Origin of the sequence: Thioalkalivibrio sp. ALE23, from assembly GCF_000378545.1 — a bacterium.
GTDB lineage: Bacteria > Pseudomonadota > Gammaproteobacteria > Ectothiorhodospirales > Ectothiorhodospiraceae > Thioalkalivibrio.
In genome coordinates, this window is sequence record NZ_KB900031.1 from 163,459 (window position 1) to 189,169 (window position 25,711).

The 25,711-nt window shown below is 68.7% G+C and carries 27 protein-coding genes; 13 read left to right on the top strand and 14 right to left on the bottom strand.

Features of this window, described 5'->3' with window-relative positions:
- The first annotated feature begins 37 nt into the window (after positions 1-37).
- A complete protein-coding gene (locus F573_RS0100775; protein ID WP_019021091.1) occupies positions 38-910 on the top strand; it encodes an HDOD domain-containing protein in 873 nt (290 codons plus the stop codon).
- Positions 907-1,800: an MBL fold metallo-hydrolase gene (locus F573_RS0100780; RefSeq protein WP_019021092.1), complete on the top strand. Its 894-nt coding sequence runs from the start codon at positions 907-909 to the stop codon at positions 1,798-1,800. Before F573_RS0100775 ends, F573_RS0100780 begins: the two co-directional genes overlap by 4 nt.
- On the opposite strand, the gene F573_RS0100785 is transcribed toward F573_RS0100780, so the two are convergent.
- From F573_RS0100785 to F573_RS0100805, 5 genes are all read right to left on the bottom strand, one after another.
- Positions 1,797-2,330, bottom strand: coding sequence for a phosphatidylglycerophosphatase A (locus tag F573_RS0100785; RefSeq protein WP_019021093.1), 534 nt, complete (start codon positions 2,328-2,330; stop codon positions 1,797-1,799). The two genes, F573_RS0100780 and F573_RS0100785, sit on opposite strands and share 4 nt — an antisense overlap.
- A gap of 55 nt (positions 2,331-2,385) precedes the next feature.
- Complete coding sequence (gene thiL, locus F573_RS0100790; protein WP_019021094.1) at positions 2,386-3,381, bottom strand: thiamine-phosphate kinase; 996 nt, start codon at positions 3,379-3,381, stop codon at positions 2,386-2,388.
- Positions 3,382-3,412: 31 nt separating this feature from the next.
- Positions 3,413-3,952, bottom strand: a complete 540-nt coding sequence (gene nusB, locus F573_RS0100795) for a transcription antitermination factor NusB (RefSeq protein WP_018870911.1) — start codon at positions 3,950-3,952, stop codon at positions 3,413-3,415.
- 10 nt (positions 3,953-3,962) lie between these two features.
- Entirely contained in the window at positions 3,963-4,448 is a 486-nt protein-coding gene (ribE, locus tag F573_RS0100800; RefSeq protein ID WP_019021095.1) for a 6,7-dimethyl-8-ribityllumazine synthase, read from the bottom strand.
- A 205-nt stretch (positions 4,449-4,653) separates the two neighbouring features.
- Complete coding sequence (locus F573_RS0100805; RefSeq protein WP_019021096.1) at positions 4,654-5,406, bottom strand: MBL fold metallo-hydrolase; 753 nt, start codon at positions 5,404-5,406, stop codon at positions 4,654-4,656.
- A gap of 277 nt (positions 5,407-5,683) precedes the next feature.
- Here F573_RS0100805 and F573_RS0100810 point away from each other — a divergent pair, with 277 nt between their 5' ends.
- The 6 genes from F573_RS0100810 (at position 5,684) to lipA (ending at position 10,364) form a co-directional block, all read left to right on the top strand.
- Positions 5,684-5,926, top strand: coding sequence for a BolA family protein (locus F573_RS0100810; protein WP_018870908.1), 243 nt, complete (start codon positions 5,684-5,686; stop codon positions 5,924-5,926).
- An 18-nt stretch (positions 5,927-5,944) separates the two neighbouring features.
- Positions 5,945-6,349: a hypothetical protein gene (locus F573_RS0100815; RefSeq protein ID WP_019021097.1), complete on the top strand. Its 405-nt coding sequence runs from the start codon at positions 5,945-5,947 to the stop codon at positions 6,347-6,349.
- Positions 6,346-6,858 carry a hypothetical protein gene (locus tag F573_RS0100820; RefSeq protein ID WP_019021098.1) on the top strand — a complete coding sequence of 171 codons (513 nt, stop codon included), beginning with the start codon at positions 6,346-6,348 and terminating at the stop codon, positions 6,856-6,858. Before F573_RS0100815 ends, F573_RS0100820 begins: the two co-directional genes overlap by 4 nt.
- Positions 6,859-6,948: 90 nt before the next feature.
- Positions 6,949-8,160 carry an HDOD domain-containing protein gene (locus tag F573_RS0100825; protein WP_019021099.1) on the top strand — a complete coding sequence of 404 codons (1,212 nt, stop codon included), beginning with the start codon at positions 6,949-6,951 and terminating at the stop codon, positions 8,158-8,160.
- Positions 8,153-9,370 (top strand): HDOD domain-containing protein, encoded by a 1,218-nt coding sequence (locus F573_RS0100830; protein ID WP_019021100.1) that lies wholly within the window; start codon positions 8,153-8,155, stop codon positions 9,368-9,370. Before F573_RS0100825 ends, F573_RS0100830 begins: the two co-directional genes overlap by 8 nt.
- 25 nt (positions 9,371-9,395) lie before the next feature.
- Positions 9,396-10,364 carry a lipoyl synthase gene (gene lipA / locus F573_RS0100835; RefSeq protein ID WP_018870903.1) on the top strand — a complete coding sequence of 323 codons (969 nt, stop codon included), beginning with the start codon at positions 9,396-9,398 and terminating at the stop codon, positions 10,362-10,364.
- A gap of 36 nt (positions 10,365-10,400) precedes the next feature.
- Here the strand turns inward: lipA and lipB are convergent, their stop codons facing one another.
- The 9 genes from lipB to ppa all read right to left on the bottom strand — a co-directional run bounded on the left by lipB (position 10,401) and on the right by ppa (position 19,279).
- On the bottom strand, positions 10,401-11,105 hold the full coding sequence (lipB, locus tag F573_RS0100840) for a lipoyl(octanoyl) transferase LipB (RefSeq protein ID WP_196801791.1): 705 nt from the start codon (positions 11,103-11,105) through the stop codon (positions 10,401-10,403).
- Positions 11,102-11,377: a YbeD family protein gene (locus F573_RS0100845; RefSeq protein WP_018870901.1), complete on the bottom strand. Its 276-nt coding sequence runs from the start codon at positions 11,375-11,377 to the stop codon at positions 11,102-11,104. Before F573_RS0100845 ends, lipB begins: the two co-directional genes overlap by 4 nt.
- Positions 11,370-12,269, bottom strand: a complete 900-nt coding sequence (locus F573_RS0100850) for a D-amino acid aminotransferase (protein ID WP_019021102.1) — start codon at positions 12,267-12,269, stop codon at positions 11,370-11,372. The genes F573_RS0100845 and F573_RS0100850 overlap by 8 nt, the downstream gene beginning before the upstream one ends.
- A 7-nt stretch (positions 12,270-12,276) precedes the next feature.
- Positions 12,277-13,512 (bottom strand): D-alanyl-D-alanine carboxypeptidase family protein, encoded by a 1,236-nt coding sequence (locus F573_RS0100855; protein WP_019021103.1) that lies wholly within the window; start codon positions 13,510-13,512, stop codon positions 12,277-12,279.
- Positions 13,513-13,617: 105 nt separating this feature from the next.
- Positions 13,618-14,637 (bottom strand): septal ring lytic transglycosylase RlpA family protein, encoded by a 1,020-nt coding sequence (locus F573_RS0100860; RefSeq protein ID WP_019021104.1) that lies wholly within the window; start codon positions 14,635-14,637, stop codon positions 13,618-13,620.
- Complete coding sequence (gene mltB, locus F573_RS0100865; protein ID WP_019021105.1) at positions 14,609-15,619, bottom strand: lytic murein transglycosylase B; 1,011 nt, start codon at positions 15,617-15,619, stop codon at positions 14,609-14,611. Before mltB ends, F573_RS0100860 begins: the two co-directional genes overlap by 29 nt.
- Entirely contained in the window at positions 15,616-16,734 is a 1,119-nt protein-coding gene (gene rodA / locus F573_RS0100870) for a rod shape-determining protein RodA (RefSeq protein WP_019021106.1), read from the bottom strand. Before rodA ends, mltB begins: the two co-directional genes overlap by 4 nt.
- Positions 16,731-18,617 carry a penicillin-binding protein 2 gene (gene mrdA / locus F573_RS0100875; protein WP_019021107.1) on the bottom strand — a complete coding sequence of 629 codons (1,887 nt, stop codon included), beginning with the start codon at positions 18,615-18,617 and terminating at the stop codon, positions 16,731-16,733. The genes rodA and mrdA overlap by 4 nt, the downstream gene beginning before the upstream one ends.
- Positions 18,618-18,742: 125 nt before the next feature.
- Complete coding sequence (gene ppa / locus F573_RS0100880) at positions 18,743-19,279, bottom strand: inorganic diphosphatase (RefSeq protein WP_019021108.1); 537 nt, start codon at positions 19,277-19,279, stop codon at positions 18,743-18,745.
- 179 nt (positions 19,280-19,458) lie between these two features.
- Here ppa and F573_RS0100885 point away from each other — a divergent pair, with 179 nt between their 5' ends.
- From F573_RS0100885 to rsmA, 5 genes are read left to right on the top strand one after another with little or no spacing between them, the layout of a single operon-like run.
- Positions 19,459-20,100: an adenylate kinase gene (locus tag F573_RS0100885; protein WP_019021109.1), complete on the top strand. Its 642-nt coding sequence runs from the start codon at positions 19,459-19,461 to the stop codon at positions 20,098-20,100.
- Positions 20,101-20,106: 6 nt separating this feature from the next.
- Positions 20,107-22,335, top strand: a complete 2,229-nt coding sequence (locus F573_RS0100890) for an LPS-assembly protein LptD (RefSeq protein WP_019021110.1) — start codon at positions 20,107-20,109, stop codon at positions 22,333-22,335.
- 22 nt (positions 22,336-22,357) lie between these two features.
- On the top strand, positions 22,358-23,791 hold the full coding sequence (locus F573_RS0100895) for a peptidylprolyl isomerase (protein ID WP_369773200.1): 1,434 nt from the start codon (positions 22,358-22,360) through the stop codon (positions 23,789-23,791).
- A complete protein-coding gene (gene pdxA / locus F573_RS0100900; RefSeq protein ID WP_051075344.1) occupies positions 23,757-24,815 on the top strand; it encodes a 4-hydroxythreonine-4-phosphate dehydrogenase PdxA in 1,059 nt (352 codons plus the stop codon). The genes F573_RS0100895 and pdxA overlap by 35 nt, the downstream gene beginning before the upstream one ends.
- Complete coding sequence (gene rsmA / locus F573_RS0100905) at positions 24,812-25,645, top strand: 16S rRNA (adenine(1518)-N(6)/adenine(1519)-N(6))-dimethyltransferase RsmA (protein WP_019021113.1); 834 nt, start codon at positions 24,812-24,814, stop codon at positions 25,643-25,645. Before pdxA ends, rsmA begins: the two co-directional genes overlap by 4 nt.
- Positions 25,646-25,711 lie beyond the last annotated feature (66 nt).

The following is a 25,711-nucleotide window of genomic DNA, read 5'->3' on the forward strand; positions in this document are numbered from 1 at the left end:
GGGACACAGTCTACAGGCAGGCGCAGGAGAACAGCCCATGGCCGGGGATGAACGCCTCAACCGCTACGCGGCCCTGATCGACCGGATGCCGGGATTTCCGGCGTCGGTGCAGCGCATCCTCGATCTGACCGGCGACCCGGACAGCGAGCCACGCGAGCTGGTGGCGGCCCTGGAACGCGACCCGGTGATCACCGTGCGGATCCTCAAACTGGTCAATTCGCCATGGTTCGGCCTGGCGCGCCCGGTCAGCTCGGTGCGCCAGGCCCTGGTGATCGCCGGGTTCAACACCCTGCGCAATCTGGCGCTCAGCATCGCGGCGGTGGGCATGCTGCCGGCGCGCAACGATGCCGGCATGGACACCGGCCGCTTTCTCGAGCACTCGCTGGGCGTGGCCACCATCGCGCGCCTGCTGGCGCGGCGCCTGGGGGTGCCGGAGAGCGAGAACACCGACCATTTTGTCGCCGGCCTGCTGCATGATTTCGGCAAGATCGTGCTGATCCGACACGCCGGCGAGGATTACGCTCCGGTCCTCGCGGCCGCGGCCGCCGGTCCCGTACCGCTGCATCGGGAAGAGGCCCGGCGTCTGGAGGTGGATCATGCCGAACTGGGCGGTCTGCTGATCGAACACTGGGGCCTGCCCGCCACACTGGCCGGAGCGATCCGCTACCATCACGCGCCGGATCGCGACGGCGACTGGAGCCTGCTGCGCGACACGGTGTTCGCGGCCAACCAGATCGTGCGTCACCTGGACTTTGGCGATTCCGGCAATCCGGTGATCGAACCCCTCCCGCGACCGATTCGCGAGCGTTTCGGCGCCGATCTTGCGGAATTGACGGAAGCCCTGGACGACCCGGGCGCGGAGCTGGAAGCCACCCGTCTGTTCATGCAGAGCGAGGAGGACGGTCGATGAAATTCACCTTCTGGGGCGTGCGCGGTTCGATCCCCGTTCCCGGCCCGCAGACCGTGCGCTACGGCGGCAACACCACCTGCATCGAGGCGCGCGGCGCCGACGACGAGCTGATCATCCTCGACGCCGGTACCGGCATCTTCCAGCTGGCCCGGCAGCTGCAGGCGGACATGCCGCTGGAGGCCAGCATCTTCATCACCCACACCCACTGGGACCACATCCAGGGGCTGCCCTTCTTCATCCCGATCTTCGTCGCGGGCAACCGCATCCGGATCCACGGAGCAGCGGACCCGGTCAACCAGCGCGACATTCACGAGGTCCTCGCGCGGCAGATGGACTACGCGTTCTTCCCGGTGCGCGACAACGAACTGGCGGCCACCATGGAGTACGTCACCCTGCACGAAGGTCAGGCCACGCAGGTGGGCAGCGTGACCGTCACGCCCATGATCATGGGCCATCCGGTGCTCAATTTCGCCTATCGTCTGGAGTCCGGAGGGCGAACGCTGGTGTTCACCGGCGACCACGAATGGCCGTACAACATCCATCCCCCGGGCGAGGACGGCCATGCGGAATACGAAGCGATGGTGCAGGAGCGCCGGGCGGCGATCATCGATTTCTTCCGCGGCGCCGATGCCCTGATCATCGACACCGCCTACACGCCCGAGGAGTATCGACGCCGCACGGGCTGGGGCCACGGCACCTACGACACCAGCATCCGGGCCGCACGCGAGGCCGGGGTACGGCAGGTGTGGCTGACCCACCACGAACCGACGCGCGACGACGACGAACTCGAGCGCATTTTCGCCGAGGCCCTGGAACGCAACCCGCCGCCGGACCCCGCGGACGAACCGGCCATCCAGCTCGCCCGCGAAGGCGTCACGGTGACGCTTTAGACCGGCGGCGTGCCCACCGCCAGCCCGGTCTGCTGCGCCGCCAGCACGATCAGCATCAGGGCGAGGCCCGCATACAGCCCGGCCACCACGTCGTCCATCACGATCCCGGTGCCGTCGTGCCATTTCTCGTCGAAATAGCGCGCCGGCCAGGGCTTGAGGATGTCGAACAGGCGGAACAGGAAGAAACCCAGCGCGACCCAGACCAGCCCGGCGGTGTCACCCGCGAGGGTGATCCCGGGCGGGATGAAGGCCAGGGTCACCAGCATCCCCGCCCACTCGTCCCACACGATCCCGGAATGGTCGTGCACGCCCAGGCGCCGGGCGCTCTCCCCGCAGATTTGGAACCCGGCCATGGTCACGATCACGGTGATCGCCAGATAGGCCCACTCGGGGAAGTTCATGATCGCGAAATACAGCACCAGGGCGGCCAGCGAACCCGTAGTGCCCGGGGCCCAGCGCGACAGCCCGGAGCCGAAGCCGAAGGCCAGCAGATGGATGGGGTCGCCGAACACGGTGCGTGCCGACGGCATCGTCGTTTTCGTCATCCCTGGAACCATGCAGTCCGGCCCTCGTCTCGTTGTTCAGTCAGTCCGCGAAATGATCGTGCCCCGAACGCCCCGCGTCCAGAGGGGCGCCGGTGGCATCCACCACGCGGATGGCATCGCCGGTGGTGAACTCCCCGATCACGTGGAGCGCAACACCGGCGGCCTCCGCCAGCGGTGCCAGCTCCGCCTCCGGAGGCAACGCCAGCAGCAGTTCGTAGTCGTCGCCCCCGCCCAGGGCGCATTCCCGCGCCAGCGCCGCATCCGCCCCGGCGAGTGCCGGATCCAGCGGCACCGCCGGCCAGTCGACGCGGGCCCCGCAGCCGGAGGCGGCGCAGATATGCCCCAGGTCCGCGAGCAGTCCGTCCGACAGATCGATGGCCGCGTGCGCATGTCCGCGCAGGGCCAGCCCCGCCGCCAGCCGGGGCTGCGGCCAGAAGAGTCGCCGACAGACCGGGGCGCTGGCGTCCGGCGGCCCCGCCCCCTGCTCGCGGCGTCGGGTCTCGGCCTCCAGCCCGGCCGCGGCGCCCCCCAGCTCGCCGGTCACCACCAGCCGGTCCCCGGAGCGCGCCCCGTCGCGACGCAGCGCGCATCCCGCGGGCACCTGGCCGAGCACGGTGACCCCCGCGGAACATGGCCCGCGCACGGTGTCCCCCCCCACCAGCGGAGCGCGCGTTTCCCGCGCCAGCTGCAGGAATCCCTCGCTGAAGGGCCTCAGCCACGCATCTTCGGCCTGCGGAACCGCCAGCGACAGGAGCACGCCCAGCGGCTCCGCACCCATCGCCGCCAGGTCGCTGAGACTGGCGGCCAGGGCCTTGTGCCCCAGGCTCGCCGGGGGATGATCGGGAAAGAAATGCCGGCCCTCCACCACGGTGTCGGTACTGACGACCAGCTCATGGCCGGGCTCCGGGCGCAGCAATGCGGCGTCGTCCCCCACCCCGAGGACCACGCGCGCGTCCGCGACCGGATCCCCGGAGGGGCCGGCCGGCCGGAAATAGCGCCGGATCAGATCGAATTCGGACAGGGACGGGGACGCCATGCGCCGCGCACCGGATGGTGGAGTATCCGCCTCAGCGACGGATCTCGGCGCTGCGCAGCTCGGCGGCCAGGCGGTCCAGCACGCCGTTGACGTAGCGGTGGGACTGCTCGGCGCCGAAGCGCTTGGCCAGCTCCACCGCCTCGTTGATCACCACCCGATAGGGCAGCTCGATGCGCTCGGCCAGTTCCCACTGGCCGATCCACAGCAGTGCGTGTTCCACCGGGTCGAGCTGGTCGAGCTCGCGCCCCAGCCAGGGCTGCATGCGCGCGTCCAGTTCCTGTTGCGCCCGGGTCACGCCCATCAGGATCTCGCGGAAGTATTCCGGATCCGCCTTGGCGTGTTCGTCCTCCTCGCGGAACGCGAGCAGGATGTTCTTCGGATCGTCCCCGGTCAGCTGCCACGAGTAGAGCGCCTGCATCGCGCGGCGGCGCGCGACCGAGCGCGCGTGCCGCGCGCGCTGCTCGGGCGTGCTGCGCGGTCGCTGCTTGCGCCCGCCCTTGTCGGCGCGGGTCTGTTCGCGCGGGGGGCGGTCGGGAGAACCGGAGTTGCTGGATTCAGTCACGGCGTTCACGGCATCCCGCTCAGGCACCGGTACGCAGGCGCGGCATCAGGCTGACCATCTCGATGGCCCCCATGGCGGCATCCGCCCCCTTGTTGCCCGCCTTGGTCCCGGCGCGTTCGATGGCCTGTTCGATGGAATCGGTGGTCAGCACGCCGAAGCTGATCGGCAGGTCGGCCTCCATCTGTACCTGGGCCAGGCCCTTGGCGGCCTCGCCCGCCACATAGTCGAAATGCGGCGTGGACCCGCGGATCACGCAGCCGAGGGCGATGATGGCGTCGTAACGACCGGAGCCCGCCATGGTGCGGGCCGCCAGCGGCAGTTCGAAGGCCCCGGGGACCCGGGCGATGGTCATGTTGTCATCCGCCACGCCATGCCGGCGCAGGGTGTCCACCGCGCCTTCCAGCAGACGTTCCACCACCAGGCTGTTGAAGCGCGCCAGCAGCAGGCCGAAGCGGCGCCCGCCGGCGTCGGTAAACTTCCCTTCCAGGGTCTCGATCTCTTGCATGGGGTCTTCCCTTTTGCGTCGCGATGCGGCGATCGCGAAGGTCACAGCGAAAACGCACAGTGTAGCACTGTCGCGCCGCTGCCACCGACAGAAAAACCCGGCCGTCGGAGCGCGCAGCCCCCACGGCCGGGTCGGAAAACGGCTCCGGCCGGCGGCGGCGCCCGCGGATCATCACCGCGGACGCCGTCTGCCGTAGCTCAGGGGCTCAGCCCTGGGCATCCGGATCGCACAGGTGCTTCTTGTCCTCCGGCATGTTGTCCGGGCAGATGCCGCAGCCCTCGTTGCCGGGCAGCGCCCAGTCGATCTTCTTCGGATAGGGCAGATCCATCTCGTTCATGATCTTCACGAACTCTTCCTCGGGCTTGTCCTTGCCCAGACGCGGGTTGCGCATCTTTTCCTGCCCAATGGTCGTGATCTGGCGTTCCTCGTAGTCGTGCCCGGGGTAGACCAGGGTCTCGTCCGGCAGGGTGAAGAACTTGTCGTGGATCGACTGATACAGGGTATGCGGATCCCCCGACTGGAAGTCGGTACGGCCGCAGGCCTCGATCAGCAGCGCATCCCCGGAGAACAGCATCTTCATCCCCACGTGATCCAGCAGATACGCGTGGTGGGTATCGGTATGTCCCGGAGTGAACAGCGGGTTCACCACGAGGTTGCCCACGCGGAAGGGCTCGCCTTCGCGGATACCGATGTCGCGGCAGGGCAGCTCGTCCAGCGCCGGGCCGGCCAGCTGACAGCCGGCCTTCTCGCGCAGCATCTTGCCGCCGGTGATGTGGTCCGCGTGGATATGGGTCTCCACCGCATAATCCAGGCTCAGGCCCATGTGCTGCAGGACCTCCAGATCGCGATCCACGGTCTCCAGGACCGGGTCAATCAGGGCCGTCTTGCCAGTATCCGGGCAGGACAGGAGATAGGTGTAGGTCGAGGATTCGGGTTCGAACAGCTGCTTGAAGATCATGTCGTGTCCTCCGACGTGTATTAGGAGTTCCTGAAATACTAGCCCGTGTCATGAGCGCGTGACCAACCACCGACACCCCGAGTGCTGGCTTTTCCCGCCGGCCGGCGCCACGCAACGTTTTCATGTCCGGTGGAGCCCTGCGGGCGGGCACAAGTTCCACCGCTCCGGGTCCCCGGTCTCCCCCCGCATGCGGGGGCTCTTCTGTCGTCCGCGGGCGACCGCTATCATCGCGGACCCGAATCCCGTGCCGACAGTGCATTCAATCAGGAGAATCCCCATGGAAGCCAGTCAGGTCGCCGAACTCATCCGCGCGGGCCTGCCCGATGCCCGGTCGGTCGAAGTGACCGGGGGCGAAGGCAAGTTCGAGGCGCGGGTCATCAGCCCCCAGTTCGAGGGCATGTCCCGCGTGAAGAAACACCAGACCGTCTACGCCACCGTGCGCGAGCAGATCGACAGCGGCGAACTGCACGCCCTGTCGATCGTGGCCCTGACGCCGGAGGAAGCCGAGGCGGAAGGCTGAACCGCCACCGTCGCCGTCATGCTGTCACCCAAGGGTCGCGAGGAGATCCAGCGCCTGCTGGAGGGCGGCCTGGTGGAAGACTGGGCCGAGGCGGAAATCACGCTGCGCAATGTCACGCGCATGCTGCTGACCACCCGGCTCGACCTGCTGCGCCTGTACTTCGAACCGCAGGCCTGGCGGGAGATCACTTCCTGGCCGCAGAAAAAGGCCGCGAACGCGATCATCGCCGCGCTGCGCACCGGCGTGGTCGACGCCCTCGGGCGCCCGGAGATCGTCAACCGGGAACAGGCGCGCTTCTACCTGCTGTGCTTTCAGGGTGACCTGACCGAGCGGGTCGACCGCTGGTGCCGCGACCACCCCGAAGAGTGCCCGCGGCGGGCCGCACGCCACCAGCGCGGGCTGGACCACGACGCCGATACATGAACACCGCGTCCGAAGACGAGATCCTGTATTGCGGCGACCCGCAGCAGGCCGGGGCACTCGCCGCCCTGCTCGAGGGCTACGGCCTGGAGCTGATCCTGCATCCGGCGGGGGCCGCGCTGCCCGGCTCCTGGTGGGGCGAACCGGAAGCCGGCATCGTCGGCCTGCAGGTGCACGTCCGCCCGGACACGCCGGTCCATTCGGCCCTGCACGAGGCCGGACATACCCTGTGCATGGACCCTGCGCGCCGCGCCACCCTCGACACCAACGCCGGCGGCGACGACCTCGAGGAATGCGGCGTCTGCTATCTGCAGATCCTGCTGGCCGACGCCCTGCCCGGTGTCGGCCGCGAGCGGCTGATGCGCGACATGGACGCCTGGGGTTACAGCTTCCGTCTCGGGAGCACCGCGGCCTGGTTCCGCGAGGACGCGGACGATGCGCGCCGGTTCCTGCAGCAGCACGGCCTGATCGACGCCGGTGGCCGCCTGACCGGACGAGCGCGCGGCACCTGACCCGCGACTAACGCTCATCTCACGGCAGACGTAAAAAACGATGGTACACTCCGGATTTGTTCGGAAACCGCACGGATTTCAGGCCTGCCCATGGACACCCCGACGATCAGCCCGCTGCTCGAGCAACTGGACCCGGCCTCCGGACTGTCGCAAAGCGCCCGTGACGAAGTCGCCGCCCAGTGCGAAATCCTCGATGAAGCCGCCGGCAAGCGCCTGCGACCCGATGCGGCCAGCGAACACCACCTGTTCCTGCTGAGCGGCCAGCTGGTGCGCGTGGTCGGCGGTACCCCCGAGCGCATCCGCCTCGATGGCGAGGATGGCGACGTCCCGGTCGAACTGTTCGAGGGCAGCCCCGGGCATCAGGACTTCGTCCTCACCGAACAGCCCTGCCGCATCCTCGCGCTGCCCAAGGCCGCCCTGGAAAGGGCGTATTCATCTTCCGTGGTGGTCAGCGACACCGAGCTGGACGACACCGAGGGCGCGTTTTTCAGCGAACTCTACGATCTGATCACCAGCAATCGCCTGGAGCTGCCGACCATGCCGGAGGTCGCGCTGCGCATCCAGGAACTGACCAACGACCCCGAAGCCAGCATGGACGACCTCACCGAGGTCATCCAGCGAGACGGCACCATTGCCGGCGCCCTGCTGCACGCCACCAACAGTCCGCTGTTCCGCGGCGCCCAGCAGATCCAGTCGGTGCGTGAAGCGGTCACCCGTCTGGGCTTTCGCAACACCCGCATGCTGGCGATGAACATGGCCCTGCGCCAGACCTTCAAGGCGAAGCACGCGGCCACCCGCGAGGCCATGGCCGAGGTGTGGAGCGAAGGCGTGCTGAACTCCGCGTTCGCCTACCTGATCGCCGACTCGCTGCGCCTGCTCGACCGGGAGCGGGCCCTGCTGGGCGGACTGGTGGCCGGGATCGGCGCGGTGCCCATCATCCAGTTCGCCGAGATGCGCGAGGAGAACCCGGGCGCCGAGCGCCTCGGAATGCTGATCGAGCGCCTGCGCAACCTCGCCGGGGTCCTGGTCATCAACTACTGGGATCTGGGCCAGGACCTGGTGGCAGTGGCCGAACACGCGTACGACTGGTCCTACCGCGCCGAACAGCCGGACTACGCCAGCGTCGGCATCGTGGCCGAATGGGCCGCCCTGCATTACAGCGGCAAGCCCCACCCGGATGCCCGCGAGGTCGCGGCGTTCGAGGTGCTGGGCATCGACCCGCCCGCGCCGGGCGACCCCATCCCGTTCCTCGAGGAACGCAACGACGACCTGAACGAACTGAAGCTCCTGTTCAATGCATGAAGCCCTGACCCTCGACCCCGTCGTCCCGCGGCTGAAGCCGTTCGCCGACCTCGGCGAAAGCGGCCGCCGCGAACTGATCCGCCATGCCCGGATGGTCGAACTCAAGCCCGGGCAGAAGGTGTATGCGCGCGAGGAATACCGCCACCTGCTGTTCCTGTTGAAGGGCCGCATGGTCCTGGCGCATGGCGACAAGGCGCACACCGTAGAGGATGACGAACCGGCCGCGCTGGAGCCCCTGTTCGCCCCCCACGACTACCGTACCCACGCCGTTGCCGCCCGCCCAAGCACGCTGGTCCGCTTCGACCGCAACGTCTACGAAACCCAGCTCAATTGCGTCGGCGACGCCATGGAGGTCGGTGAAGTCGACCTCACGGCGCAGGAAGGCGAACTGCTGGCCACCCTTTTCCACAAGGCCCAGACCGGCGAACTGGCCCTGCCGCAGCTTCCGGACGTGGCCCTGCACCTGCAGGAGGCCATCGACGACCCCGATATCGAGTTCCGCCGGGTCACCGAGATCGTCGAACGCGACCCCAGCACCGCGGCCCGCCTGCTTTCGGTCGCGAACAGCCCGGCCATGGGTTCACGGCGCGAGATCACGCGCCTCGGCGATGCGATCGCGCGTCTGGGCCTCGAACGCACACGCCAGCTGGTGCTCGCACTGGCCGCCCAGCAGGTGTTCATCGACCGGCAGAGCCCGCACCGGACCCTGATGGAGCAACTGTGGCGTCAGTCCACGCGCATCTCCGCCATCGCCTTCGTACTGGCGGATGAATCCGGTGCAGCCGATCGTCAGCGTGCCCTGCTCGCCGGCCTGCTGCACCGGGTCGGCGCCCTGCCGATCCTCGGCGAGATCGCCTCGCGCGAAGAGCGGCCGGATGCCGTCGAGGTGGAACACGTCATTCAGCGCCTGGAATCCATGACCGGCGAACTGGTTGCCCAGCAATGGGGGCTCGCCTCCGATATCATCGCAGCCATCCGTGACTCCGGCGGGCCGGAACAGCCCGATGCCGCGCCCCTGACCGACATCGTGCGCATCGCGCGCAATGCCTGTCTGCGCGACGCCTCCGAGGTGGAGCGCGCCCGGGCCATCCCGCTGGAAAACCTCCAGGCCATCCGGCGGCTCGGCTTCACGCTGGATGAAAACGGCGAACTGGCCGCGGTGGAGAAAGCACGGCCGAAGATCGAAGCCCTTATGCAGGAACTCGCCTGAGGCGTCAACCGGCAGGAACCGAACCATGACCGCAACGAATCGCCCGCAACCCGGGGAGAAACAGCGAGCCGCCGACAAGGTCTCGCGAATCCCGGTGAAGATCAATCCGACCACGAAACCGCAGCGCAAGCCCTCGTGGATCCGCGCGCAGAGCCAGGCGCGCCCCGAGGTCCAGCGTATCAAGGGCATCCTGCGCGAGCAGAAGCTGGTCACCGTGTGCGAAGAGGCCAGCTGCCCCAACCTCGGCGAGTGCTTCAACCACGGCACGGCCACGTTCATGATCATGGGCGAGGTCTGCACCCGGCGCTGCCCGTTCTGCGACGTGGCCCACGGCCGTCCGGAGCCCCTGGACCCCGAGGAACCCCGGCACCTGGCCGAGACCATCGAGGCCCTCGGCCTGAAATACGTCGTCATCACCTCGGTGGACCGCGACGACCTGCGCGACGGCGGCGCCGGGCATTTCGTCGACTGCATCCGCGAGATCCGCGAACGCACCCCGAACACGAAGATCGAGGTCCTGGTGCCCGACTTCCGCGGGCGCATGGACCGGGCGCTGGAGATCATGCGTCAGGCCCCGCCGGACGTCTTCAACCACAACCTCGAGACCGTGCCGCGGCTGTACCGCGAGGCGCGCCCGGGCGCCGATTACCAGTGGTCGCTGGACCTGCTTCGGCGTTTCCGGGAGCAGCATCCGGGCGTCCCCACCAAGTCCGGGCTGATGCTGGGTCTGGGCGAGGAACGCGAGGAACTGCTGCAGGTCCTGCAGGACCTGCGCGACCATGGCTGCGACATGCTGACCCTCGGGCAGTACCTGCAGCCCTCGCGCCACCACCTGCCGGTCACCCGCTTCCTCACACCGGAGGAGTTCGACGAGCTGGGCGAACGCGCCCGCGAGATGGGCTTCCGCCAGGTCGCGAGCGGCCCGATGGTGCGCTCCTCCTACCACGCGGACCTGCAGGCACAGGGCGTCGCCGGAGAGACCGAAGCCGTCTGAACGCGCCGCTCAGTCGCCGCCCACCCGGCGGGGCGTTCAGGCCGCCGGGGCCTGCGGCCGCGCCAGGCAGCGCAGCAGTTCCGGCGGCAGCGTCGGCACCTCCTCGCAGGCCGACGGCGTTTCCTGCCCCCCGGTGGCCAGCTGCACGGCCAGCGCCCGCAGGAGCACGCGCCGCACCCGCTCGGGGTTCGCGGGTCCCCCTTCCGCGGCCACCGAAGTCGTCGCCAGTCCGGCATAACCACAGGGATGAATACGGCCAAAGGCCGACAGGGCCGGATCCACGTTGAGCGCCAGCCCGTGGATGCTGATCCCGTGGCGCACGCGCAGGCCCAGTGCAGCGATCTTCGCATCGCCCGTGTAGACCCCGGGCGCGCCCTCGCGGCGGCCCGCGACGATGCCCCATTCTCCCAGGGCATTGATCACTGCCTGTTCCAGGCGCTCCACCAGCGCCCGCACCCCCAGCCCGCTGCGCCGCAGATCCAGCAGGGTATACACCACCAGCTGCCCCGGCCCGTGCCAGGTCACCTGGCCGCCGCGGTCGATCGCGATCACCGGCACCGCGCCGGGATCGAGCAGGTGTTCGGCACGACCGTTGCGCCCCTGGGTATAGACCGGCGGGTGCTGCACACACCACAGCTGATCGGGCGTGTGCGGCCCGCGCTCCGCCGCATGCAGGCGCATCGCCCGCCACACCGGCAGGTAGGGCCGTTCGCCCAGACGGTGAACCCGCAGCGTATTCAGAGGATCATCCGTACCCGGTTGCACTGCCCCAGGGCCCGGTAGAGGTTGTCCAGCTGCAGCTGACTGGTGGCGGTGATGGTCACCGTAATCCCGACAAAGCGCCCGCCACTGGATGCCCGCTGCTGGATCACCGCATCCCCGGGCTCGTCCACGTGGTCGTTCACGCAGGATTCCACCGCTTCCATCAATTCGGGGTGAGAGTCCCCCATGATCTTGATCGGGAAGCGGCAGGGGAATTCGATCAGGGTCTCGCGTTCTTCTTCGTCACTCATGGTTCATGGCCTCCGACTGTCGACGCACGGCACCGGGCTTGGCGGCCTGGTAAGCGGCATGCAACCGCGTCCACAGGGGGCCCGGCCGGCCGGTGCCCACCGGCTCGCCGTCGATACGGGTCACCGGCAGCAATTCGCGGGTGGAACTGCTGAGCCAGACCTCGTCGGCCGCCCGCAGTTCCGCGGCGGTCACGCCCCGCTCCTCCACGGGCACACCCTCGCCCCGGGCGAGCCCGAGCACGAAATCGCGGGTCACCCCTGCCAGCATCCCGCTGTCCAGTGGCGGTGTCACCAGCGTCCCGTCGCGCACCACGAACGCGTTGCTGGCGGCTCCCTCGGTCAGCCGACCATTGCGCAACAGCAGCGCCTCCACCGCGTCGGATTCCACGGCCTCCTGACGCGCGAGCACGTTGGCCAGCAGGGTGGTGGCCTTGATGTCGCAGCGACCCCAGCGCTCGTCGGTGCGGGTCACCGCGCTCACGCCCGCCTCGCGCACCGCCGGGCCCAGCGGACGGATGGGGCTGACCATCCCCAGTACCGTGGGTTCGGAGACATCCGGGAAGGCGTGATCCCGCGGGGCCACCCCGCGGGTCACCTGCAGATAGAGTCCCAGATCCGGCGGCGTCGACCCGTCCGCCGGTTCCGCGCCGTTGTGGCGGAGCAGATCGCCCAGATGACGTTCCCATTGTTCGCGGCCGAAGGGGTTCGGCAGACGAATGGCCGCCAGCGACCGCGCGAGACGGTCCAGATGCGCGTCCAGCAGGAAGAACCGGCCCGCGTAACTGGGAATGACCTCATACACCGAATCGCCGAACAGGAAGCCGCGATCCAGCGGGGAGATCCGTACTTCCTCCAGCGGCAGGAATTCGCCATTGAACAGGGCAATGCTCATGTCCGCCTCAGAACGGCCACACCGACTGCACCCACAACGCCGCGCTGTCCCAGCCACGGCGGATGAACCCACCGGTCTCGATCTCCTGCAGCACGACCAGGGGCTGTTCGTGGACGGCTTCGCCGTCGAGGGTCGCAATCACACGCCCGACCCGGGCCCCTTCGCGCAGCGGCGCTTCCAGCGGATGGTCGATCTCCATGGAAGCCGACAGGTCATCCCCCTCGCCGGGCGGAATCACCACCCAGAAATCCTCCGCCAGGCCGACCGGTGCCTCCTGTTCGCTCCCCTTGTAGACCCGCGGCATGCCCAGGGCCTCGCCGGCACCGAACAAGCGCCGGGTTTCGGTAAAGCGCATGCCCCAGTTCACCAGTGCCTGGGATTCGTTCGCGCGGCGCGTGCCTCCGGTCGAATGGTCGGGGGCGTCGATGCCCATCACCACCGCCACCAGGCGACGATCGTTGCGTTCGGCGGAGGACACCAGGTTGTAGCCCGCCGCCGAGGTCCAGCCGGTCTTCAGGCCGTCGAAACCGGCATCGCGCCAAAGCAGGAGGTTGCGGTTGTTCTGTTCGATGCCGGCGTATTCGAACGAGCGCTCGGAATACAGGTTGTACAGATCCGGGAATTCCCGGATCAGGGCCCGCGCCAGGGTTGCCATGTCGGCCGCCGTGGTGTACTGCGACTCCTCTTCCGGCAACCCGTGGGGGTTGGCAAAGTAGGAATCCTGCATGCCCAGGCGCCGGGCCTGGTTGTTCATCATGTCCACGAAGGCACCCTGCGAGCCGGCCACGCGCTCCGCCAGCGCGGTGGAGGCGTCGTTACCGGACTGGATGATCATGCCGCGCAGCAGATCCTCGACCCGGACTTCCTCGCCGACCTCGATGAACATCCGCGAAGCGCCCTCCATCCCGGTACGCCAGGCCCGCTCGCTGATGGTGACTTCTTCCTCCAGTGACAGTCGGCCGTCCCGGATCTCGCCGAACACCACGTAGGCCGTCATCAGCTTGGTCAGGCTCGCCGGCTCGCGCCGCGCGGACGGATCGCGCTCTGCCAGCGCCACACCCGATTCGAAGTCCTTCAGCACATAGCTGGCCGCGGTGATGTCCGATGGCGGAGAAGGGATGCTGCCGGGCGCCGAAGGTCCGGTTCCGGCGCGTGGCAGTTCCAGTTCCACGGCGCTGGCCGCCACGGGCAGGAACAGCAGAAAACTGACGGTGATCAGGGAATTGCGAAGTAATGACTTCATGAACCGAAGGAGTCTCCATGGATGAGGACCGGGGGCTTGCGGGCGCACACGGCGGCCGGACACCGAAGGGTGCAAAGATACCAGACCGGCACGCCGTCCGGGTTCTCAATCGGTCACGATACGGAAATCCCCGGGCGCCACCGCCTCCAGCCGACGGGCCGTATCGCGCACGTTGTCCTCGCCGTGCAGCGGGCCCACCCGCACGCGGTGCAGCTCCTCGCCGCCGGCGGTCTCCACGCGACCGAGTTCGGCCACCCGGAATCCGTCCGCCCGCAGGCTTTCGCGCAGGCGCTCGGCCGTCATCCGTTCACCGAAGGCGCCCACCTGGATATAGCGCGCGGGCTCCTGGCTGTCCCCCTGTCCGGACACCGGCTGTCCGGACACCGGGTCACCGTTGTACGCCCCGTCGCCGTCGACCGTCCCGGCCATCTCCCGCGTTGCGTCCGGGTCGTTCGCGTCCGCCGCCAGCGGCTCCGGCTCCGCGAGGGTGTCGGCACCCTTGCGATCGCGTTCGGCCGTACGCACCTCGCCGTTCACGTCCCCGGGGCCGACCGCGCGGATACGCACCGGCGCCACGCCCGCGTCGGTCATGCCCAGACGATGGGCCGCGGCATAGGACAGATCGATGATGCGGTCATCCACGAACGGGCCGCGGTCGTTCACCCGGACCACCACCTGCTTCCCGTTCTCCAGATGGGTCACCTCGACGAAGCTGGGCAGCGGCAGCTTCTTGTGCGCCGCGGTCATGGCGTACATGTCATAGGGCTCGCCACTGGAGGTCCGGCGGCCGTGAAACTTCGTTCCGTACCATGACGCCATCCCCTCCTCCTCGAAACCTTCGGAAGAAGACAGTGTCACGTAGCGCTGACCGAACACCTCGTACTCGGCCGGATTGCCGTAACGACTGGGCGGCTCGTCGGTGGGTTCGGCATCCGGCAGGAGTGCCAGATCCCGCGGTACTTCGTCGGGATCGGGATAGCTGTCATGGGCGGCGTCCCCCAGCGGGCGGTCGCGCTCGGGCGTACCCGAGCAACCGGCAAGGATCATACCGGCCAGCAGCGCAACCGGCAGGGCGGCCCCGCCGATCGCACGCCCGTCAGTCGTACAGCACCTGCGCCAGCTCATGGGCGGCCATCGCATACAGCGGACTCCGGTTGTATCGCGTGATCACGTAGAAATTCGGATACCCCAGATAATAGACATCGCCCTCGTCGGCCTCCAGATACACCAGCGAATAATCACCGTCCGGGTCGACCGTTTCGCCTTCGGCCGGACGCACGCCGTGCTCGGCCAGTTCGTCCAGGTCGAAGCGCGCGGTATAGCCCTGCTCGACCAGTTCTTCCGGATGGTCGTCGACCTCGGCGCGGGCCACCACCGGCTGCCCCCAGCGCCAGTCATGCTCGGCGAAGTAGTTCGCCACGCTGCCGATCGCGTCGGGCCAGGAATTCAGCAGATCGCGCCGCCCGGAGTCATCGAAATCCACCGCGTAATGACGGTAGCTGGAGGAGATGAACTGGCCGTAACCCATCGCTCCGGCGTAGGAGCCATGCAGATCAAGGATCTCCAGATCCTCCTCCTCCGCCAGCTCCAGCAGATGGCCCAGCTCGCTGCGGAAGAATGCCGCCCGTGGCGGGTAGTCGAACCCGAGGGTCACCAGCGCATCCAGCACGCGGGTGCTGCCGGTGTTGCGTCCGTAATCGGTCTCGATGCCGATGATCGCGGTGATCATTTCCGGCTCGACACCGAAGCGTTCCTCGGCGCGTTCCAGCCACTCGGCCTGCTCTTCCATGAACTCGCGCCCGCGCCGCACCCGGCGTTCGTTCACGAAGATCGGCCGGTAGTCCTTCCACGGCAGGGCTTCGGCGGGGCTGGAGATGCTGTCGATGATGTCCTGGCGCGGCTGCGCCTCCTCGAACAGTTCTTCCAGCCATTCGCGATCGAATCCCGCCTCCGCCCGTTCGTCGATGAATTCCTGCACCTCCTCGCGTTCGAGATAGGGCGTCTCGCCCGCCCGGTATTCGGAGTTGGACGCCGTGGCGGTGGCGGCCAGAAACAGGCAGGAGACGGCAACAGTCGTCGCGAAGCGACACGGATTTACGGGGTTCATCGATTCACCAGGCGTTTTTCGGAGGCAATGCTCATGAGAATACCGAAGGCCACCATGAGCGTCACCAGCGAAGTTCCGCCATAGCTCACAAGAGGCAACGGAACTCCCACCACCGGCAGCAGCCCGGTCACCATGCCGATATTGACCACCATGTACACCGCAAAGGTCAGGCTGATGCTGCCACCCAGCAGACGGGCGAAGCGGTCCTGCGCCAGGGATGCCAGCCACAGCCCGCGCGCGACGATGGCGAAATACAGCGCCAGCAGCAGCACCACCCCCATGAAGCCGAATTCCTCGGCATACACCGCGAAGATGAAATCGGTCGACCGTTCCGGCAGGAAGTCCAGCTGCGACTGGGTCCCGTTGAGCCAGCCCTTGCCGTAGAACCCGCCCGAGCCGATGGCGATCTGCGACTGGATGATGTGATAACCGGTCCCCAGGGGATCGGACTCGGGATTGAACAGCGTCAGCACGCGCTGGCGCTGGTAGTCATGCATCTGCAGCCAGAGCACCGGCGCCGCCGCGGCCACCAGGGCCCCGAGCCCGGTGAACCAGCGCCAGGACAGCCCGGCGAGGAAGACCACCAGCAACCCGGCCACGCCCACCAGCATCGCGGTGCCCAGATCGGGCTGTTCCATGATCAGCCACACCGGCACCAGGATGATCGGCAGCACAACGGCCAGATCGCGCGCCCGCGGCGCACCCTGGCGCAGCGACAGGTACCACGCGGTCATCATCGGCACGGCCAGTTTCATGATCTCCGAAGGCTGGAAACGCACCAGCCCCATGTCCAGCCAGCGCCGGGCCCCCTTGCCGATCTCGCCGAAGAACAGCACCGCGACCAGCAGCACCAGGCCGGCGACGAAAAGCCAGGGGGCCATGACCCGCAGTACACGCACCGGGATCTGCGCGATCACCAGCATCGCCGCGACCCCGAAACCGATCCGCAACACCTGGTTCTCCAGCGCGACCAGACTCTCGCCGGTCGCGCTGAACAGCACCACCAGACCGAGCATCAGCAGCAGCGACAGCAGGATCAGCAGCGTGCCATCCATCCGCAGGCTGCGCAGGGCCCACTGGCCGGCGGAGAGCTCACGTCCGGTCACGCTGATCATTCCCCGGCCTCCTCGACGGGCAGCCTCATGCCGCCACCGCCCAGCAGCCAGGCATCCATGACCTCGCGCGCCTTGGGCGCCGCTACGCGGCCACCACTGCCGCCGTGCTCCACCAGCACCGCAACCGCGATCTGCGGGTCATCCGCCGGGGCATAGCCGGTGAACAGGGCGTGATCCCAGAGATGCCGGGCCAGCTCGTCCTCGTCGTACTCCTCGTCCTCGCCCAGGCTGAAGACCTGCGAGGTCCCGGTCTTGCCGGCGATGGTGTACTCCGGACGGGTGCTCCCGACACTGCCCCAAGCGGTGCCATGCGGTTCGTGCACCGCCTCGACGAGGGATTCGTGGATCACGTCCCAGTGGGCTTCGTCCAGCGCCACAGGCTGGCGGTAATCGGGCAGCAGGGTCTCGCCGATTTCCCGTTCCCGGCCATCCCCCATCGCCCGCAGCAGGCGCGGGCGCACGCGCTCGCCCCGATTCGCCAGCGTGGTGGTGAAGTCGGCCATCTGCAGCGGGGTGCTGAGCATGTAGCCCTGCCCGATGGCCGTGATCAGGGTCTCGCCGGGATACCAGACGGTGCCGTGGGTGGCACGTTTCCAGTCGCGTCCCGGCCGGATGCCGGTGCGTTCGCCGCTGAGATCGATGCCGGTGGGCTTGCCGATACCGAAGGCTTCCAGCATCGGCGTAATCCGGTCGATCCCCATGTCGTGAGCGAGATCATAGAAATACACGTCCGACGACACCGCAATCGCGCGCGACATGTCGACCAGTCCATGGCCCTCCCGGCGCCAGTCACGATAGCGGCGTTCGTGCCCGGGAATCTGGTAGTAGCCGCGGGCGAACATCTCGCGGTCGGCGGTGGTCGCCTCCTCGTGCAGGCCGGCCAGGGCCACGATCGGCTTGATGGTGGACCCCGGCGGATACTGGCCATGCAGCACCCGGTTGAACAGCGGCCGCCCCGGATGGTCGCGCAGTGCCGAGAACTCTTCCTGCGACTGCCCCTTCACGAACGGCTCGGCATCGAATCCCGGGGCACTGACCATGGCCAGGACGTCTCCGCTGGCGGGCTCGATGGCCACGATCGCCCCGCGCTGGTCCCCCAGTGCGCGGCGGGCTGCCAGCTGCAGGTTGTAGTCCAGGGTCAGATGGATGTCGGTCCCGGCCGTCGGCGGGCTGACCTCCAGCTCGCGGATCGTCCGGCCCTGAGCGTTCACCTCCACCTGGCGGTGGCCCGGGCGGCCGTGCAGCAGCTCCTCGTAATGCTGCTCGATCCCGGTCTTGCCAATGTGGGATACCCCGGCATAGGCACGCTGGTCCACGCGCTGCAGGTCCTCGCGCGTGATCCGGCCCACGTAGCCCACCACATGCGTGAACGCCTCGCCGGCCGGGTAATAGCGCATCGGACGCGCTTCGATCTCGACCCCGGGGAGCTCATGCCGGGAAACGGCCAGATGTGCGACGGTCTCGTCGTCCAGCCCCGCCTTCAGCAACACCGGCTGAAACGGGCGCCGCTGCTCCACCCCGCGGCGGAAACGCTCGAGGTCGGCATCGGAGAGCTCCACGAAGTCCTCGAGCCGCTCCAGCAGCCGGTCAAGGTCGTCGGCCTGTTCCACCGTGACCTCGAGCTGATAGGAAGCCCGGTTGCCGGCCAGCAGCACGCCGTTGCGATCCCGGATCACGCCCCGGCTGGGGGCGATGGGCTCGATGCGCAGCCGGTTGTTCTCGGAAAGCGTGGTGTAGTGCTCGTGCGCACCCACCTGGAGACTGGCGGTGTGCCAGCCGATCAGGCCCAGCACCGCCGCCAGCAGCACCAGGGACAGCACCACCCGCGCGACAAAACGCCGGTGATCGTGCTGTTCCTGTCCATAGGCGTCGCGCTCATCCATGGGGCCGCCCGCCCGCGGCCATCAGGACCGCTCCATCGGGTCGCGGACGGGCACGCGCAGCGACGCGCCCGGGAGACCGGCTCCCCCGGGGCCCGCACGGCACGCCCATGGCTGCGCGAAAGGCTTCAGATCTTGCTCTTCTGGAAACGCTTGTAGCTGGCAAGGATCTCCGTCCTGGCGGCCTCGGCGTCCGCCCAGCCTTCCACCTTGACCCACTTGCCGGCTTCGAGCTCCTTGTAGTGCTCGAAGAAGTGCTTGATGCTGTCGAGCAGGTCCTGCGACACGTCTTCCGGGCCCTTCACGCTCTCGTACCCCGGATGCAGCTTGGTGACCGGCACCGCGAGGATCTTCGCATCCTGCCCGGCCTCGTCGGACATCTGCAGCACGCCCACCGGCCGCGCGCGCACCACCGAGCCCGGCATCAGCGGCACCGGCGTGATCACCAGCACGTCCACCGGATCGCCGTCTTCCGACAGGGTCTGCGGCACGAACCCGTAGTTGCAGGGGTAGAACATGGCGACCGTCATGAAACGGTCGACCACCAGCGCCCCGCTGTCCTTGTCCACTTCGTACTTGACCGGCTGACCGTGCGCGGGGATCTCGATGACCACGTTCATGTCATCGGGCAGATCCTTCCCGGCTTCAATCTGATTCAGATCCATCGTCTCTTCCCGCTTGATTGGTTGGCGCGGCATTATAACGGGACTGCGCGACAGGTGAACGATCCCGGCCGGCTTGCGAGGCCCCCGACCAGTCGGTATAAGTCCGCGTGCGTTTTTCGATACCCAATCCACGTGCCGGCGCCGATGCGGGCGCGAACGGCACACGGCAGGAGTCAATTATGCGAATCGTCCTGATGGGCGCCCCCGGATCCGGCAAGGGTACCCAGGCCAAGAAGATGGTCAGTCACTTCGGCATCCCCCAGATCTCCACCGGCGACCTGCTGCGCGCGGCCGTCGCCGCAGAGACCGAACTGGGCCTGAAGGCGAAGAGTGCCATGGATGCCGGCCAGCTGGTTCCCGACGACCTGGTGCTCGGTCTGATCCGTGACCGGCTGCAGGAACCGGACGCGGAAAAGGGCTTCATCCTCGACGGCTTCCCGCGCAACTGCGCCCAGGCCGAGGCCCTGGACAGCATGCTGGCCGACATCGAGCGTCCGCTGGACCGCGCGGTCCAGATCGACGTACCGTTCGAGGAACTGAAGCAGCGCCTGACCGGCCGGGTCTCCTGCGAAAGCTGCGGCGCGGTGTTCAACACCCACACCTTTCCGCCACAGAAGGAAGGCATCTGCGACCAGTGCGGCGGCAACCTGGTCCACCGCGCGGACGACACCGAGGAGACGGTGGTCAGCCGCCTGCAGGTGTACGAGGAACAGACGCAGCCGCTGATCGAGTATTACGACACCCGCGGTCTGCTCAAGCACGTCGACGGCACCCGCGACATGGAACGGATCTTCGACGAGATCCGCGGCCTGCTGGACTGATCCGCGATGCGGCCGGCGCGTGCCGCGGCGGTGTGCCTCGTGCTGGCCGCCACCGCCCCGGCGGCCGGCGCGGAGACGGCCTTCGGCGGGGATCGTCCCGCCGGCTGCGAATTCGCGCCCGACGCCGTCTGGCCCGCCCTGCGCGAACTGCCGCCCGACGTGCGCGAGATCGAGGCGGATCATGTACGTCGCGAGGGCGACCAGGTGCGCGCCGAGGGCGATGTCCAGCTGTACGCAGACCGTCAACGGCTGGACGCCGAGGTCCTCGACTACGACCGCGCCCGGGGGCTGGCACGGACCGAGGGAGCGGTCCGGCTGTTCGACGGCGACCTGCTGCTGCAAGGCGAAGACGGCCGCTTCCAGCTCGACGAAGATACCGGGGAGCTGAGCCGCATCGACTACATGGTGCGCTCGGTGCCCGCACGCGGACAGGCCGGGGCCGGCACGCAGCTCGACCCCGACCGGCACCGCTTCGAACGGGCGCAGTACACCACCTGCCCGGTCAACCGCGACTCCTGGCGCCTGGACGCCGCACGCCTCGACCTCGACCAGGAAAGCGGACGCGGGGTCGCCCGCCACGCCGTGCTGCGCGTGCGCAACGTACCCGTGGCCTACACCCCGTATATCGATTTCCCCCTGGACGACCGGCGCAAGTCCGGCTTCCTGCTGCCCAGCTTCGGCACCGGCGGACGCACCGGCGCGGATCTGTCCCTGCCGTGGTACTGGAACATCGCGCCCAATTACGACGCCACGTTCACACCGCGCATCATGGCCGACCGCGGGATCAAGCTGAGCACCGAATTCCGCTACCTGCAGCCTGCCCACGAAGGACAGGTCGATTTTCGCTACCTGCCGGACGATCGCGAGACCGGCGAGGATCGCCAATTTGTGGCCTGGCAGCACCGCACCCGCATCACCCCGGGCCTGCGCCTGGACATCGATGCCGCGGACGTCTCCGACAGTGAATATTTCCGCGATTTCGGCTCCGCCGACCGCTATTCGAGCTCGGTGCGCGACCTGCGTCGCCGGGCCGACCTGACCTGGAGTCAACCGCGCTACCGCCTGCGCACCCGGGTCGAGGACTATCAGATCGTCGACACCGAGCTGGCCGACCGGCGCGAGCCCTACCAGCGCCTCCCGCAGATCACCCTGGAAGCCGGCGAATACGCGGGACAATGGGCCGGCGGCGGAGTCACCTGGGACCTGGACGCCGAACTGGTGCGTTTCGCCCGTCAGGAACGCGCCTCGGACCGTCCCACCGGCCTGCGTTTCGACCTCGCCCCGGAACTGGCCTGGCGTTTCGGCACCGGCGGGATCTTTGTCGAACCCCGCGCCGGCGTTCGCTACACCGCCTACGAGCTGGACCGCCGCGGCGAACCCGGCCCCGAGTCCATCCGCCGCACCGTACCGCACGCCGCGGTGGACAGCGGCCTGATCTTCGAACGCGACCTGGCCGACGGCGAACGGCTGCAGACCCTGGAGCCCCGGCTGTTCTACGGCTACGTGCCCTACCGCGACCAGGACGACATCCCGGTGTTCGACACCGGCGAGCGCGAGTTCAGCTTCGACAACCTGTTCAGCCTGCAGCGCTTTACCGGCGCCGACCGCGTGGGCGACACCCACCAGCTCACCGCCGCCCTGACCAGCCGCCTCCTCGATACGACCACCGGACAGGAACGCGCGCGGCTGTCGGTCGGCGAGATCCGCTATTTCCGCGACCGCCGCGTACGCCGCAGCCCCTCCGCGCCGGCACTGGAGGACCGCCATTCGGACCTCGCCGTGGAGGGGCGCCTGCGTGTCGGCGACGCCTGGGACGGCCGCGGCTCGGTGCTCTACAACCGCGAGCACGAGGACACCTCGCTGGCCGCGCTCGGCGTGTCCTGGAGCCCGGATGAGCGCCGGCGCATCAACCTCGGCTACCGCCAGCGGGCCGATCAGCTGGAACAGACCGACGTGTCCGTACTGTGGCCGGCCGGCGACCGCGTGGACCTGGTCGGACGCTGGAACTACAGCCTGCGCAGTGAACGCGACCTCGAACTTCTGGCCGGTCTCCAGTATCGTAGTTGCTGCTATGGTTTGCGCGTGGTCGCCCGGCGTTCGCTGGATTCCGACCAGCGCTACGACAACTCGATCCATTTCCAGATCACGCTGGACGGACTGGCCCGTTTCGACGGCGGAGTCGACAGCCTCCTGAGCGAAGGTATTGCCGGATATGATGCGCACCCCGACCGCTAAAAGCGCCGGTCGCCGCGCGGGCATGCTTGCCCGCCCCCTGCTCCTGGCCGGGCTTGCCCTGGCCCTGGCGCCGCTGGCCCAGGCCCAGCACGACCCGCTCTCCATGCCCGAAGGTACGGGCACCGGAGCGGGCCCCGGCGCCGAAACGGGGGTACAGGCCCCGGTCACCCCGGGTGCCGCCACCGATGCCGGCGCGCCCGCCCCGGCGATCACTCCGCCGGAGGAAGACCAGTTCACCGACCGCATCCTCGCGATCGTCGAGGAAGACGTGATCACCCAGCGCGAGCTGGTGGAACGCATGAACCTGGTGGCTCAGCAGATGGCCGAACAGGGGCAGCGTCCGCCCGGCCAGGATGCCCTCGCCCGCCAGGTCATGGAACAGCTGGTTACCGAACGCGTGCAGCTGCAGGAAGCCCGCAGGATCGGCATCAGCATCGACGAGATGACACTGAACCGAACCATGGAGCAGATCGCGCGCGAGAACCGCATGACACTGCCCCAGCTGCGCCGCGCCCTGATGCAGGACGGCGTGGACTTCGAGGCGTTTCGTGAACAGATCCGCACCGAGCTGACCATCAACCAGCTGCGCAGCCGCCAGGTCGACAACCGGGTCCGGGTTTCCGATCAGGAGATCGAAGACCTCATCGCCTCGGAAAGCGGCGCCATCGACCGCGACGTGCGCTACCGCCTCTCGCACATCCTCGTCGCGGTGCCGCAGGGCGCGAGCAGCGACGAGATCCGCGAGGCGCGGGAAAAGGCCGCGGAGCTGCGCTCCCGGGTGCGTGAAGGCGAGGAATTCGCCCGGGTGGCGATGGAAGCATCCGACGGACCGCAGGCCCTGCAGGGCGGCGACCTGGGCTGGCGCAGCCCCGGCGAGCTGTCCACGGTGCTGGCCCGCGAGGCCATCCTGATGCGTACCGGCGCGGTCAGCGACGTCCTGCGCTCACCGCAGGGCTTCCACATCATCCGCCTCGAGGACCGCGAGGGCGGTGACCAGACCCTGGTCGAACAGACCGAAGTCCGTCACATCCTCAAGAGTCCCGACGAGGTCCGCAGCGAGGAAGAGGCCGAGCGCCAGATCCGCGCCCTGTACAACCGCCTGCAGGAGGGCGAGGACTTCGGCGATCTCGCCCGCGGCAACTCCGACGACCCGGGGTCCGCCGCGCAGGGCGGCCGTCTGGGCTGGATCAGTCCCGGGGAGCTGGTGCCCGGCTTCGAACAGGCCATGAACCGGCTCGAGCCGGGCGAGATCAGCGAGCCGGTGCAGAGCGAGTTCGGCTGGCACATCATCGAGGTGCTGGACCGCCGCGAAGTCGACACCACCCGCGAGCAGATCCGCGCCCGCGCCCGCGAAGTCCTGCAGAACCGCAAGCGCCAGGACGAGATGGAGCTGTGGCTGCGCCGCCTGCGCGAGGGCGCCTATGTCGAATACCGCGTCGACGGCCTCGAGCCCTGAGCCGATGGCCGGAGAACCGGTCCCGCGTATGGCGCTGACCGCCGGCGAACCCGCCGGAATCGGACCCGACCTGCTGGCCATGCTGGCGCGCCACGCCGGTCCGGCCCAGCGCGTCGCGATCGGCGATGCGGGTGTCCTCGAACGCCGCGCACGCGATCTGCGCATCGCCCTCACCCTGCGCGCGCACGACCCCGATGCACCGCGCAAACCTACACCTGCCGGCACCCTGGAGCTGCTGGAGGTCCCGGTGGAAGCACCGGTGACCCCCGGGGCCCTGGAACCGGCCAATGCCGGGCACGTGCTCAACCTGCTGGCCGCGGCCGCCGACGGCTGCCTCGACGGGCACTTCGACGCCATGGTGACCGCCCCGGTCCACAAGGGGGTGATCCATCGGGCCGGCCACGATTTCACCGGCCACACCGAATGGCTGGCCGAGCGCGCCGGCTCCGGCCGACCGGTGATGATGCTGGTCGCCGGTGATCTGCGCGTTGCCCTGGTGACCACTCACCTGCCCCTGCGCGAGGTCCCCGACGCGATTACCCCGCCGGTGCTGGAACGGACCCTGCACATCCTGGATCACGACCTCCGCCGCGACTTCGGCCTGGCGCGGCCGCGCATCGCCGTGCTCGGGCTCAACCCGCACGCCGGCGAGGGCGGCGTGCTGGGACGCGAGGAAGAGCTCGTGATCGAACCGGTGCTCGCCCGCCTGCGCGAACGCGGCATGCACCTGACCGGGCCGCTGCCGGCCGACACCGCCTTCACCCCGCGTGCCCTCGCCCGGGTCGACGCGGTGCTCGCCATGTACCACGACCAGGGCCTGCCGGTGCTCAAGCACGCCGGCTTCGGCGAGGCGGTAAACGTCACCCTGGGCCTCCCCTTCGTGCGCACCTCGGTGGATCACGGCACCGCGCTGGATCTGGCCGGCAGCGGACGCGCCGAGGTCGGCAGTCTGGCCGCGGCGGAGAACCTGGCCGCCCGTCTCGCGGGCCACCGCGGGGCACCCCCGGCGGGGACCGCGACATGACCCGACGCACCCGGCGCCCGGCCGCAGCCGACGAGGGACCGGGCCCGGTCCGCCGCCGCTTCGGCCAGAATTTCCTCCATGACCCCGGCATCCTCGATCGCATCGTGCGGGCCATCGACCCGCAGCCGGACGATCGCATGCTGGAGATCGGCCCGGGGCGCGGCGCCCTGACGGCCCCGCTGCTGGACCGCCTGCAGAAACTGGACGCGGTGGAGATCGACCGTGATCTGGCCGCAGCGCTGCGCAGTCACTTCCCGCCCGAACGCCTGACCCTGCACACCGGCGACGCCCTGGAACTGGACCTGGCCGCGCTCGGCGAAACCCCGCCCGCCGGCTGGCGCGTGGTGGGCAACCTCCCCTACAACATCTCCACCCCGCTGCTGTTCCACCTGCTGGCGCAGAGCGAGCACATCCGCGACATGCATTTCCTGCTGCAGCGCGAGGTAGTGGAACGCATCACCGCCGGGCCGGGCAGCAAGCGCTACGGCCGCCTGAGCGTGATGGTCGCCGCGCGCGCCCGCGCCACCGAACTGCTGGGAGTCCCGCCGGGGGCGTTTCACCCGCCGCCGAAGGTGCATTCGGCCGTGGTGCGCATCGTCCCGGATGCCGAGCCGCGGGTGCCCGCTGCGCGGCTGCCCGCCTTCGCCGCACTGGTCAACCGCGCGTTCTCCAATCGGCGCAAGACCCTGCGCCGCGGGCTTGCCGGCCTGCTGGAGGCGGCCGATATCGAGGCCGCCGGCCTGGACCCGGGCCAGCGTCCGGAGACCGTCGACGTCGCCGGTTTCGACGCCCTCGCCCGGCGGACCCCCGAATCCGCCGGCGCGGAGTGACCCGGGCAGGGGCACGGCCCCGCGCCGGGTCCGTTTTTCTCCCTCCACGCCCCGCTCGCGTTACCA